Source organism: Enterobacter sp. 342 (assembly GCF_036663495.1).
In the GTDB taxonomy this organism is placed as follows: Bacteria; Pseudomonadota; Gammaproteobacteria; order Enterobacterales; family Enterobacteriaceae; genus Enterobacter.
Genome location: NZ_JAWUEI010000041.1, coordinates 20,603 through 33,187 on the forward strand (window position 1 = coordinate 20,603; position 12,585 = coordinate 33,187).

A 12,585-nucleotide genomic window follows, 5' to 3' on the forward strand; every position below is an offset into this window, starting at 1 on the left:
GGTTGTATTTATTTAACAACAGGAGTCGGGTTTTGCTCCGGGACATTTTTAGCTATATGGCCATTGTATCGAGGAGGTTGCTGGGTCCATTGATAAAGCTCACCCATCCCGTTACGCTGCTGGATCCGGCGATTGTACTTTACCATGAAGTTAAATATGTACTTTGCACGTACCTTTGGGGTTTTGCTGTTGTAATCTGCAATCCCTTCAAACACATTGCCCTTGCGATCAACAATTTTTCTATAGAGCCACCATGTTCCAACCCAGAAACTTGCGCAAGCATCGTAAGCCAGAACCCGCCACGTTACCGTCGGGAAATGCTTTTTTATTTCAGGTAGATTGGATGAGTTGATCTGCATTGGGCCAATATCATAAGTGCCGTTAGTATTCCTGCTGAAAGTACCAACCTTACCGCCTTCATTGTCAAACAACGTAAAAACCAGTTCAGCATCAATTCCGAAGTAGCGGGCGGCATCCGTAATGCACTGAGTGTAAATCTCATCAGGAACGGGAATAGGTTTCACATCATCTGCTGGTGGTGTAAACACAACGATTTCTCCACTGAATCTACGTTTTATCTATTCTCCCATATATCTATCGACTTTCTTTCGGCTTTACCCGTTGATTTAAGCGTTTAAGCAAAATTCTGGAATTTTGGGGCGTGATAATATTAGTGCTCGATTTAAGGAGCGGAAATGAAAAAAATTATTAAGGCATCGGTATTACTTCTTTCATTAAGTACCGCCTTCACGATGAATGCCGAGCCGGTTAATACAATGGTACTGCCAGATGCAGCCCGGGATAAGCTCAAAGCCATTGGGCTTTCAATCGAGCACGTCGAACCCTCGCCAGTAAAAGATATTTTTACGGTGATTTCCAGGGAGGGGGTAAGTTACGTGAGCAAAGACGGAGATTACATTTTTACCGGAAGCTTATTCCACGTGAAAGGTAAAGATGTGGTAAACACCACTGAGCAGGCCATTTTAATGGGCGTCCGGGAATTCGCATCCAAAACAAAATCCATCGACTACAAATCACCAAACGAAAAATACCGGCTTGCTATCTTTACCGATATAACCTGTGGATACTGCCAAAAACTGCATCATGATCTGAAGTCTTATCTTGATGCCGGTATTTCGATTAAGTTTCTTGCATTCCCACGTGCAGGACTGAACTCGGTAGTAGCCGGGAACATGGCCAAAATCTGGTGTTCAGCAAAGCCAAACGAAGCTCTGGATGCAGCGATGAATCCGGTTTCAACTATCCCGGAAGGACGTCCTGATGAGGCTTGCTTAAACATTATCAAATCGCATTTCCAGGTGGCCTCAACAATCCCGCTGCAAGGTACTCCTACCATGGTGACACTAAGCGGCAAACCGCAGTTATTTACGGGGTGGCTGAGCCCGGAAAACCTGGTGACCCAAATGGGCGCTGCGCAAAAGTAACTTTTCCGACTGTAAGAGGTGTGTATGAAATCTACTTTACTGAGTACGTTAATGCTGGTTGCTGTAGGTGTACAGCCCGTTTTCGCTGCACAATGTCAGTACGGAGCCTGTGGAACGGAAAACGATCCCGGAATCGGATTTCTGATGTCATCGGTACAAATGGATAAAGGTGAACATCTAAAGGAACTCTCTGGTGTTGCGACCACAGGTGACACCATCTCTAAAAAGATGGAAAGCTACCTGGGAAATAAAAAGCTCAAGGTAAACACCGACAGTACCCGCAAGGGGCCGGGTAATACCACCATCAGGCCTACAGATGAGCTCGCCCCAACGAGGCAACTAAAAGTTATCCGGCCCGAACTGGTAAAAAATCCCGATTCGCAGCTCGTGGTAGCTTTCAATGAGCGCCTGGCCTGATTTATTGACTGAGAGCGTCCAGAAGGAAAAAAGATGTCGATACTCAGTAGCTTCGTCATCAGAGCAACGGGGATACCTGACAAAAAGTATCTCCGGGATCCCGTAATAAAACGTTGTTATAAACGTCTGAGTCGTAGGGTGCCTGCTCTAATGACGGGGTGGCTTCTGTGCATTCTGGGTTCAGGGTATGTCAGTATGGCACTGGAACAGCCTGATAGCACTGTATTACTCAGTCTGCTGCTGTTGTATGTTATGTCAGGCATTTTACTGATGCAGTTCCAGTATATGTATTCAGAGCGAAGCATAGGCTACAAGTTCTACCTGGAAGTGCTTATGAATGCAGCTGCCAGTACTCAACATAAAGAACAGTTACAGTATCTGTTCATTAATAAGCCCAATTCCATCACGATGGGCGATCTTTACCGACTTTATGATTTTAATGGGGGAGGGCGATAGCCACGTTAATGTGCGTGTCCAAAAGTCACTTTTGAACATTCTCTTCCCGCCGTCTGCTTTCAGTTCCAGGGGATCACTGCAACATAATTTCCGGAACGCAGCGGCGCATCAAATTTATCAGTAAAGGCGTCGATCATTGCTGAATAAGCAATGCTGTCTGACGGCACAGGTGCATTGCTTTGCATACTCACTTTCAGAACCTGCTTTGCTCCTTTCGCTGACGGGTATACCTCGACATCCAGCTGTCGCATATAGTGCATCTGCGACATCGTCTCAGTGCCTATTACCCCATCGACTGGCTTGTAGTCATAGTCAGTATGCAATTCGCCATGCTTGTCAGTTCTCGTTGTCTTTTTATCTACAACGTAGCCTGTCACCCCAGTAAGAAGCTGCTCGCTATACTGCATGTTCTCCTGTGAGCTGCTGATTCGGAACCTGAGCACATAATCTGGCTGGTGAGTGGAAATAATGACTCCTTTTTTTGCTAATCCATCAGCAAAACGGCCTGAAAACATTCTGGACTGAATACTTTCGTCCGGAGGGACTATCTGAAACCTTTTATTTGTAACAGGACGAGGCATTAGATCGTACGCATCTACCTGGTTTGCGAAATGATATCCGCATCCACTCAAAAGCATTGCGGTTGTGAGTATAAAGCCCTGCCTAATCATCCTTTAATCTCCAAAAAGCATTGTTTCACGAATAATTCCGATTTACCGGGCCAGTATAATCCATCGCAGGTTAATAACTAACAGGCTGAAAAGCATAAAGGTAGCTATGTCTAAAGAATTTTATTTAAAACCGATGGCCACGATTTTAATTTCTGCGGTTATTGCTACCGCTGCCTCGGCGTTAATCACGGCAACTTATTTTAAACCGAAGGTGCTCAGTGAGGAAGAAATTGGCAAAATTGCCGCTACTTACCTGGTAAAAAATCCCCATTATTTAGTGGAAGCAGGTAAGGCGCTGGAAAATCAGAACGTGAGTGCCTCAGTGGAACGAATAATTCCATATGCGCCAGCTCTGCTGGATACCAAGGAGACGCCAAACATCGGCCCTGATGACGCCGACGTCGCGGTAATCGAGTTCTTCGACTATCAGTGTATTTACTGCATGCGGGTTACACCTGTTGTTGAATCGGTAATGAATCAGAGCAAAGATGTAAAATTCTTCTTTAAAGAATTCCCGATTTTTGCCGGTTCAAAACCTGTATCTGCCATGGGGGCCGCTACGGGTCTGCACGTCTATCAGAATTTCGGTGCTGAAGCCTATCGTAAGTACCACAACAACCTGATGGCTGTGGCTCATACCTTCATGACCTCTCAACGCAAATTCGAACTCACTGACTTTAATACTGTGGTGGAAAAGTCAGGGTTTAACAGCACGTTTTCTGACAGGGAAAAAAACCGGTATGAAAACGTGATCTCCGGCAATATGCAGCTGGGCGAAGCGCTCGGGATCACCGGCACACCCGGTTTCATCATTATGAATATGAAAAAGCCGAATGCGGCGACTACCACATTTATCCCCGGGGCTATGGACGCAGCAACTTTGCAGGGCGCAATCGAAAAAGCTCGCGGGGCCTAAAGTTACTTTCACATTTGATGAGTACGGCCATGCCGGTCATGGCCGCTACGCTTTTACAACGAGTAATTCATCCCAGCGGGTCGTATATCTCGGTGATAGCATGGCCTGCTTCATACGAAAATCCTGTTGAATGCCTTCCCCCAGTAAAAACAGAGCTCCGCGCTTTTCTTTATTGAACCGGTCCATAACTTTCATCAGTGCCTGACTGCCAGGCCTGGCCGGGCGAGTATCAAACAGGCTGAGTTGCTCTGTGCCGTCAGTCATAGCGGAGAGCATTACCCCTGCTTTCGCATACGCTATCCCGGGTCTGTAAATGCGGTTCAGGATGGTCATGGCTGCATCAACCAGATCGCGGGTGTCCTGTGTAGCGGTAAGCGGCTCGATACCACAATTGCTGTAGCGGTTTTCACCTTGCGCATAATTGCTACTCTGAATGAAGACTGTGATTTGACGGGTCCACGAGCCATCCTTGCGCAGCTGCTCTGCCGCCCGGGCGGTAAAAAATGAAACTGCCTCATGTAGCTTGCCTATCTCATTAAGGCGCTGACCAAAACTTCTGGAAACGATAATCTGTTGCCTGACAGGAGGAGACTCGTGCAGCCGGAAACATGGTTCGCCATGCAGTTCCCGCCAGGTACGCTCGATTTCAACGCCAAAGCTTTTACGTAAAAAGCGAACGTCGCTATTATAAAAATCACCGGCAGTGATGATCCCGAAAGCCGACAGGCGTTCACTAATCTTTCGACCAATACCCCATATTTCTCTGGTACTGATCAGGCTCAGGAGCTTCCTGATCCTGGCCTGATCAGTCAAAACTACAACCCCGCCTGTAGCTGCCCATCGTTTGCTCGCATAGGTGCATAATTTAGCGAGGGTTTTGGTGCTTGAACAACCCACACCACAGGTAAGGGACAGATTATGAAGAAGTGTACTTCTGATCAACCGGCCGTAATCTTCATAATCTATTATCTTGTTCATGTTTTTCAATAACATGAAATTTTCATCTATGCTATATCGACTCGATTGAGGCGCGAAGCTTTCCAGCGTTTCATGGAAGCGATTTGAGTAGTCTTCATACAAAGTAAAGTTAGAGCTCCGGACTTCGATCCGGTGTTGCTGAATCAAATCCCTGCACTTAAAAATTGGGGTCCCACGCTTAATACCAACGCTTTTAGCCAGTTTATTCATTGCAATGACGGACGAATCGTTATTGCTGGCTATGATGAGCGGCTTTTTTGACAGCTTGGGATCCATCGCACACTCAAATGCCGCATAGGCTCCGTTAATATCAACGTGCATGTACATGGCTGAACTGATTCAGTGCAAAGGTGACGACGCCCCATATCTCAAGGGATTCAGGATTTACACGTATCGGCTTATAGGCTGGATTAGAAGGCATCAAAAGCAGCTCAGGATACGTGTGTAAGATCTTTACCGTAAACTCTCCATCCACCAGCGCAACGACGATAGAGCCGTGTCGTGCTGTTAAAGACCGATCCACAACCAGTATTGCTCCATCATTGATACCGGCATTGATCATACTGAGGCCCGCCGCCCTGACAAAGAAGGTTGAGGGGCGGTTGCGGACTACATATTCATGCAAATTTAATTCATTATCTTCATGCCCGGCGCACGGACTCATCACTCCACAGCTTAGTAAATCACTGAAAAAAGGTGCCATTTCGTAAGGCTTGTTGCTAATGTGCTCAAGGATAACAGACATAGCTACACTCGAATTCTTGTACTGTATGTATAAACAGTATTGCGAGTTGAAGAGAAAAGATCAAATCTCTCCGGTAACGCTATCAAGCCTGACGAAAAATTAAGCTTTATCATAAACATCAAAAACCATCTTTTACCGATAATGGCGAGCTGGCCTACGAAGAAGGTATACAAGCTAGGATGAAAGGATTCTGATGCTCCTCCCACCAAATTTTTTATCTCCTGAAGACCAGGCTGAGTACGATGCTTATATGGCAAGGTTCAGCGAGGTAAATCACTATTATGAGCATTGCACTGTCCCCGTGATTGACTGGTTTTTTAAACAAGCAACCGAGGCGCTGCATCATGGTCTATGGTTACCGGCCTGTACGAGCTTTCTGAATGGGATCGAAACATCACTCAGGGTTACGCTGAAGTTGAAATCAACTGTTAACGTTCAGCAGTCAGTTCCTGTACTGGTGGACTTAGATGGTACGTCAGTAATGAGTAACGCTTTAATGCGAAAGGCTAAGCAGGAAGGGATGCCGATAGAATTACTGTCATTTCCAGCCGAGAAGAATATGTTGGCAAAGATAGACGCTGGTAAAAAACCTGAAGCAGATATCGTCAGGCTTAGAAATAGTCTATGCCATGGCAACATTCTGGAGTTCATTATGAGTGTTAAAGTCGGTTCTCCAGATCCCATACGAATTTTTACTCCTGGTAACTGCTGTGGTTTAGCGCTTTTACTTTCGGCCTTATCGAAGAAATGGACGGTAGGCTTGCATCAATACTGGATCGACAACAATCTGACGTCCTGCTGAAACCTCATAAATCATGCCTACTAAAGTCACGTGCAAAAAAACGTTGTAGCATGATATGTTTAAAGTCAAAACAGTGGGTTCTATGTTTTGACGGCAAACATGATATAACTAATACTTCATAAGTAGATATCAATAGTCATAATGGAGTGAACTATGAAATTAAAAAATATTCTGCTGTGTGCGATGATGTCAGTCGCTTTTGGCTCCTCTGCTAATACTACACATAAAGTTGAAAACGAACCTATCCCAAACATTATTCTTGATGGTAAGGTTGATGATATTTGTAAAGATGCAAGCATCCGAACTGAACTTAATCATGATAAAGCAAAGGAACTGGTAACCACCAACCTGAAGCAGGCATTACCATTAAATACGGTACCGGATAAGTTGGATGAAGTTGCAGAAGCCTTTGTAAACCGCGACAAAGGCGCTTCAGAAACAGCAGACCATTGCCTTGTTAATGTACGTAATAAATACTGGGAAATGTATCCCTCTGAAGATAAGTAGCATTTATTATTAAAGGCTTCACTTAAGAAGCCTTTTTTAACCCTTTGCGAAACCTGCTTTAAAAGCAATGCGCTATTCATATCTAAGAATCTATTTAATTAATGAATAATAGTGGACGGATTCATTTCTAGTGAATGCCGAAGTTGGTGTTTTTTGAGTTATTAGACGGTAAGTGCAATCTGGTATGATTCACCTAACATACGAATCTGGAAGGAAAGGTATATGGGTGACCTGGTCAGCAAAAATAACATTGACCGTTTAGAGCGATTTCATTCTTTGCTGGCGGGTCAGTACTGGACGTCCACTGACAGCATCCCTGAAGAGGGTATTGTGGCAGGGGATACGCTGCTCATTACGTCTTTGCGTTACGTTGAAGATAAGCTGCACACAGTGATTCTACGCGCCCATCCCCGCGTTTACGGTCAGACTGTAGCTATTGTCACTGAAGACAGCAGCGGCAACCGTAGGGAACGTGGCAAAGAAATGCGAGAGCATCGCTTCCTGGTTAAGGATTTTCTGTCCAGTTTTGTATTTGAACCCGACCATAAGGTAATCCGGGATGCTGAACTCAGACAAGCTCAGGAAGAAGTGAATAGCCTACAGGCATCGCTTACAGCCCTCGTGAGCGATGCTCAGGGGCTCCGTGACCTTGCGATTGAGCAATTAGGTACAGATGACCGTGAAAACCCTGTGACGGGCCTTAGCGTTGCGTTAGTGCCCCCACAAGAGCAGCAGGCGGTAACCTCACTGGCGATTGGATCAGTTCAAAATGCTCTGTCCTCTGGTATTTCAGATACCCGCATTGAACAAATCAGAGAAGCGGCCTTAAAAGAAGGGCAGATCAGCACAGCCATCAGCAAAATCATCACACAACGAACGCAGGCAATCGCTAATGCCAGCAAAAGAATGCTGCCCTATTTCGAGGAAGTTGCAGCGGCAAGTCTGGCCACTACAGAAGAAGCCATGGAATATGTGAAGAAAATCCACGATGGCGTTGGCAGTCTGGAACTGTATACCGGCAAAGACGTTGAGGTAGTGAATATCGTGAAGGGTGAATCCGCTCCATCACACCTCCCGCTCCAGGTCGTTCAGGCAAAGCTGATGGTGGATGAAGAGCTGGCCGTATGGTGCGATCTCGATAGCTGGTTCGACTTCTCTGATATGGAAAAATTTCATGAAACTTTACGAACCAGCCCCGGGCTGGTGGAGCAGATTTTTCCGTCCGAACGTTCCATCGTATGTATGGCCACAACACGACGTTATATCGATTACCGCGATCCCTGGGAAAATCATGTCCGCAATGACAGGAACCGGGTTGTATTCCTTCTGGTCCGGGACGGTCAAAATATTCATCAGGTTTACTCTTCGGTAGAAAGCCATCTTGGGGCTTCGCAGCTATTCCCTTCCGCCAGCGAACAGGAAGCACATTTCCAGGGGATTGATGGCAGCACCATAAAGTTTGAGGACGTCAGTTATACCGACCGACTGAAGCAGCATGATCTTATGGCACTTCACTACCGTCGTTTCCTGATCCTTATCTGCGGCCTCGATCACCGGCTCAAACTATTTGGTGATTTCTATGATACCAATACCCCTTACAGTTTTCTGAGCCTTGAGTTCCAGGAACGGTACTTCCAATTTCTGCACGACAAAGACGGTTCTGGCCTTTTGGGTATGGCTGAGACACGGCCGTCTCTGCAAAGTTATCTTGAACAGGCAAACTCATGCCTTCAGTCCGGATCCCGGGTAATGTGCAACTGGGATTCGTTGATGAACCCAGTGACAGCACCAGGAGCAGTTCAGGAAGACAACAGCTACTCTGGCTATAAATGGCTTGGGAGAACCCATAAAAACTATGAGCCGGTTATTGCATTCCGTCAGGGAGACGATATCTGTGTCAACGCAACAGTAAACAGATACTCAACGGATCGAGATTTCAATTGTAAGGTGAATTTGTCTTTATTTAAGGAGTCCAGCAGGAATGATGCTGAACTGGGTTTCCTGTGCATGGATACCATTAAAGCGGAGGAGCTCGAATGGTACATTCACAGACGTAAATTCAGGTCTAATCACCTGTTTTACATTCGCTTCTTCAAGATGGCTTTAAATTATATTCGTGCCGAGCGTGAGGCAGAAGAACCTTACCGGCAGATGCTGAGCCAGGCTCTGGCCGATGGAAATATTGGCCAGCCTAATCTGAGATCAGAGTTGATAGATCGATGCATTGTAGCCTGGCGAGCTGATAACAGGGGGGCGACGCTGGAAGCTGCCATGAGTACAGAGAAGGGCTCCAAAGAGCTCCTGAACCAGCTCTATATGCTCGCTGATGTGGGGCTCAAACATCTTCCCGGGGTTCGTAATTTTATTAGCAGCAAAGGCTATGAGCTGGTCAGGTTATCGGTAAATGCTTCAGGGAAACTTGTTGCATATGCCGCACCAGCAAATTTTGAATGCGACAACCGGATGGAAGGGCATGCCTGGGTTCATCGAATGGTACTTGCTACATCCCGAAATGTCTTAAACGTCACTCATCAACGTTTTGCGAAAATGAAACACTTCTTACCAGCTGAAAACACCCTGTTCGAAGATGAACAGCTGGTGGCCACATGGTCGGGCAAAAAGACTGCTTTCAAAAGCTTCGAAGAGAAGCAGCGTTATTTTGATACATGCTCCCGTGGCGCTCAGGCTCTTAAGCAGTTTTTAAAGCTGAACGATCCGGTGATTTACACCAATCTGCTTGGCCAGTGGATTGAGGCCTATGAAAGTATCAATGAAACCAGTGAGTACGTACAGCAAGTAAGCCTAATGGCTCCTGTTGCGGTCAAGAGCGAAAAAGGTAAAGCCAGCCTCATCTATATTGGCACTAAAGACCTGGCCGACTGGTTTTATCAGAAAGCGCCGACACCCGAGTTGCAGGCGCTGTTCCTTGAGGAATACCTGTCCAAATTTGAAAATAAAGAGGTCAATAAAGAAAAGCTACTTTCACGCAGAAATACCGCTCTGTCTCTCAGTTTTTACACCATGGACAACGGGGAAGTACCAGATGAAATCCTCGTCACCAAATCAGTTGATAATGCCAGACGGTGGTATTCAGGAATGTTCACAAGCATGCCAACGATGTTAAATGACCAGTGGTCCTGCCATGTTGCGCATTTTTCCCGTAACGGAAAACTCTATTTGACGCCTGATCTGGTCACTGATGAAGGGGAACCTGGTTTTGATGAAATACTCGGGTATCCGCGCCCGGAGGGGCTGGTACCGGTAACCGTGTGTGAGTTTGAAATTGACCACTTTAACCGACGTGGCATTGATGCGAATGGTGATAAGGTGAATATTACACAGTGGGTCGATATTTATCAGGGTGAGCGTGAGGTTACGGAACTGCTGGGGCCTATTTCTGAAGAAGGGGTGAACATCAAAACCTACAGGATGGACACTCTTGAGCAGGCGATGAAAAACATCTCCCGGGGCTCGACGCGCCTCAGACCGTCAACGGAGAATAGCGAGTGGCAACAGCCAGCAGAAGGTGTGAGCCGCTATGTACTTCGGTCATGGTAAAACGCGGGGGCAGGTGCCATCAAAACATCAAACAAAAAGCCATTACAGGCTCAAAGACCCCTTATCGCTCAAATTTGAAAGAGATAAGGCTTTATGATGGCAACGAGGATTATCACCCATCTCGCCGGAGTAACTGGCATAAAAATTGTTTAATCTTTATGCCAGCGCTTCGGCATTTGCTGGCAAGGAGACAGTGTTGAAAGACCATATCGTACCCCCACGAAAAACTAGCGCGAGTTTATCTTATCAACTCAAACGTATTGGGCGCATGCTCCTTCTTTTACTGAGCTTGGCTTTTATAGTTTACGGATTCGTACTGGCTTTCCATCCGCCGCTAACAACCTGGCTACTTCAACCCGGTGGACACTTTGCCCCAGATGACCGATTCATACTGGTTAGTGTTAAGGTTCAGTTTACAACCGGAATAATGGGGCTAATTGTTTGGCGCTTATGGTAAAAGTGGCAAGCAATGATGGGAGAAGGATAACGTTGCTCAGCTCAATCCGGTTTACTGATTGCTTAAATAGAAGGCAGTCATGCCTACATCAGAAAGGAGAAGCATAGATGGTAGAAGCACGTTATCAAGGCAAGCCTGTTAGCAGTCTTCCTGAAGAAGCTTTTGCTGAAGGGTTATCGCGATCCGGTTTAAGCCCCGTTCTGCTACTGGCATCCCCGACCACAGTACCCGTTACCACGGATGAGCGCTGGTGGCTCGCAAAGGAAAACGTGTCAGGACATTACGGCAGGATTTTTTATGCTGCGGTGCGGGAGTTGGTCATAAGGTCGGATATCATCTCAGTAGTGAGAAGTATTGCAGATGAGAATTTCACGTCCGAACATATGGGGTACTTCGAGCGACTTACCTCTGATGAAAAAGAAGTCGTGTTTAGTGATTACCTGCGCACTCTCGCTGAAGGCGGTCTTACCTGCACTGAGAAGAATCTCGTCAAACTGACGCAAGATTTATACCCGATTGATGCAACTCCTGACAACATTAGAAAGCTATCCACGGACAGGGATGCACTGAACGAACTACACATCGATGGTATGGTACTTTTTATTACCGGCCCTGCGCTTTGATTATGGAGATAATACATGCGGTGTTATCCCTGTTAAGGGTTAAGGTAACATTCTTCTAGAATTACAGAAAAATAGAGGTCTAACATGATAGTAAATAAAAACAGGTTTATGCATAAAAACGGGAAAAGGTTTAAGTCCATCGGAAGGTATTTAAGATTTTGGCAAGCAGTAGCGTCCTCTGGTTTACCCATGGACATGGTAATACGGGAAAAACCATATCAACTTATGGTCGCTTTGATTGCTTTATATACGGCCATCCCTGTTGTTACAATAGTAATTTTATCTGGTCAGCAATCGCATAAGTTGGAACTAATTGCTGTGCATTTCAGTACAATTATCACGATGGTGTTTGTTTTGCGTCGAAAGATGGGGAAACGTTGGCTGGATTTATTTGAAGAAAAATTAGCCATTTATAAACCTAATGATAAACTCGCGCTTAGCGAATTACACGAAAGCATACGTGAGAAAAATGGGCTAGACTTGCAGGATTTACAAGATTGGTACTGGAAAGAGAAGATGACATATGAGTATCACAAAGAACGTAAAACAACTATAAGCTATCAAAAATTCAAGTAGCGTTTTAAAATGACAGGGGAGGGCTATTGTGATTTATTAAGTCGGCAAGGTTATTAGGTAGGGGTGTTCAATATGATAAATTCTTCGAGTGAGGTTATTTCAAGAGTTGTTCTGGGCCTTTGAGATAGCTAATTATCATTACAGACTTTATCGAAAGGTATGAATTATGAACATTACCGACAAAGAACTTAGCTCAAATACAGTGAGACAGTATGGATGGAACTTAGGAGAGTTCAATCACTCAACGCCTTTTACATCTCATTTTATTTATATCACCGACTATCATAAAGATAATACATGGATGATTTCACTTTCGCAGGAGGATTTTAATACAACCAAAATTTTAACATCGTTAAGTCTAGGGAAGGTGCGAACAAGTTCCTGATATGAGATCATCATATTCATCCGGAGCGCATCCCAGAGGGACATCATGA

Annotated in this window: 13 protein-coding genes; 9 read left to right on the plus strand and 4 right to left on the minus strand. The window is 45.5% G+C overall.

The window, feature by feature from the left end:
* Positions 1–8: 8 nt before the first annotated feature.
* Positions 9–548, minus strand: coding sequence for a lytic transglycosylase domain-containing protein (locus V6E55_RS22320; RefSeq protein WP_000494968.1), 540 nt, complete (start codon positions 546–548; stop codon positions 9–11).
* A gap of 147 nt (positions 549–695) precedes the next feature.
* On the opposite strand from V6E55_RS22320, the gene V6E55_RS22325 reads away from it, so the two are divergent.
* From V6E55_RS22325 to V6E55_RS22335, 3 genes are all read left to right on the plus strand, one after another.
* The gene (locus V6E55_RS22325) at positions 696–1,445 is read left to right on the plus strand and encodes a thioredoxin fold domain-containing protein (RefSeq protein WP_000720274.1); all 750 of its coding nucleotides are present in this window, start codon (positions 696–698) and stop codon (positions 1,443–1,445) included.
* 24 nt (positions 1,446–1,469) lie between these two features.
* On the plus strand, positions 1,470–1,862 hold the full coding sequence (locus V6E55_RS22330; RefSeq protein WP_000843243.1) for a hypothetical protein: 393 nt from the start codon (positions 1,470–1,472) through the stop codon (positions 1,860–1,862).
* 195 nt (positions 1,863–2,057) lie between these two features.
* Positions 2,058–2,318 (plus strand): hypothetical protein, encoded by a 261-nt coding sequence (locus V6E55_RS22335; RefSeq protein ID WP_001439466.1) that lies wholly within the window; start codon positions 2,058–2,060, stop codon positions 2,316–2,318.
* A 59-nt stretch (positions 2,319–2,377) separates the two neighbouring features.
* On the opposite strand, the gene V6E55_RS22340 is transcribed toward V6E55_RS22335, so the two are convergent.
* The gene (locus V6E55_RS22340; RefSeq protein WP_121343843.1) at positions 2,378–2,725 is read right to left on the minus strand and encodes a hypothetical protein; all 348 of its coding nucleotides are present in this window, start codon (positions 2,723–2,725) and stop codon (positions 2,378–2,380) included.
* A gap of 370 nt (positions 2,726–3,095) precedes the next feature.
* On the opposite strand from V6E55_RS22340, the gene V6E55_RS22345 reads away from it, so the two are divergent.
* Positions 3,096–3,905 (plus strand): DsbA family protein, encoded by an 810-nt coding sequence (locus V6E55_RS22345; protein ID WP_000031378.1) that lies wholly within the window; start codon positions 3,096–3,098, stop codon positions 3,903–3,905.
* Between the two features lie 45 nt (positions 3,906–3,950).
* On the opposite strand, the gene umuC is transcribed toward V6E55_RS22345, so the two are convergent.
* Together umuC and umuD are read right to left on the minus strand one after the other, a co-directional pair.
* Complete coding sequence (gene umuC, locus V6E55_RS22350) at positions 3,951–5,204, minus strand: translesion error-prone DNA polymerase V subunit UmuC (RefSeq protein ID WP_001371894.1); 1,254 nt, start codon at positions 5,202–5,204, stop codon at positions 3,951–3,953.
* On the minus strand, positions 5,194–5,628 hold the full coding sequence (gene umuD, locus V6E55_RS22355; RefSeq protein ID WP_000111290.1) for a translesion error-prone DNA polymerase V autoproteolytic subunit: 435 nt from the start codon (positions 5,626–5,628) through the stop codon (positions 5,194–5,196). Before umuD ends, umuC begins: the two co-directional genes overlap by 11 nt.
* 193 nt (positions 5,629–5,821) lie before the next feature.
* On the opposite strand from umuD, the gene V6E55_RS22360 reads away from it, so the two are divergent.
* From V6E55_RS22360 to V6E55_RS22380, 5 genes are all read left to right on the plus strand, one after another.
* Complete coding sequence (locus tag V6E55_RS22360; protein ID WP_000926374.1) at positions 5,822–6,430, plus strand: hypothetical protein; 609 nt, start codon at positions 5,822–5,824, stop codon at positions 6,428–6,430.
* A gap of 153 nt (positions 6,431–6,583) precedes the next feature.
* Positions 6,584–6,937 carry a hypothetical protein gene (locus V6E55_RS22365; RefSeq protein WP_000769182.1) on the plus strand — a complete coding sequence of 118 codons (354 nt, stop codon included), beginning with the start codon at positions 6,584–6,586 and terminating at the stop codon, positions 6,935–6,937.
* Positions 6,938–7,159: 222 nt separating this feature from the next.
* The gene (locus tag V6E55_RS22370; protein WP_000502666.1) at positions 7,160–10,495 is read left to right on the plus strand and encodes a hypothetical protein; all 3,336 of its coding nucleotides are present in this window, start codon (positions 7,160–7,162) and stop codon (positions 10,493–10,495) included.
* Between the two features lie 564 nt (positions 10,496–11,059).
* The gene (locus V6E55_RS22375) at positions 11,060–11,575 is read left to right on the plus strand and encodes a hypothetical protein (protein WP_000228894.1); all 516 of its coding nucleotides are present in this window, start codon (positions 11,060–11,062) and stop codon (positions 11,573–11,575) included.
* Between the two features lie 189 nt (positions 11,576–11,764).
* A complete protein-coding gene (locus V6E55_RS22380; RefSeq protein WP_000367710.1) occupies positions 11,765–12,151 on the plus strand; it encodes a hypothetical protein in 387 nt (128 codons plus the stop codon).
* The last annotated feature ends 434 nt before the right edge of the window (positions 12,152–12,585 follow it).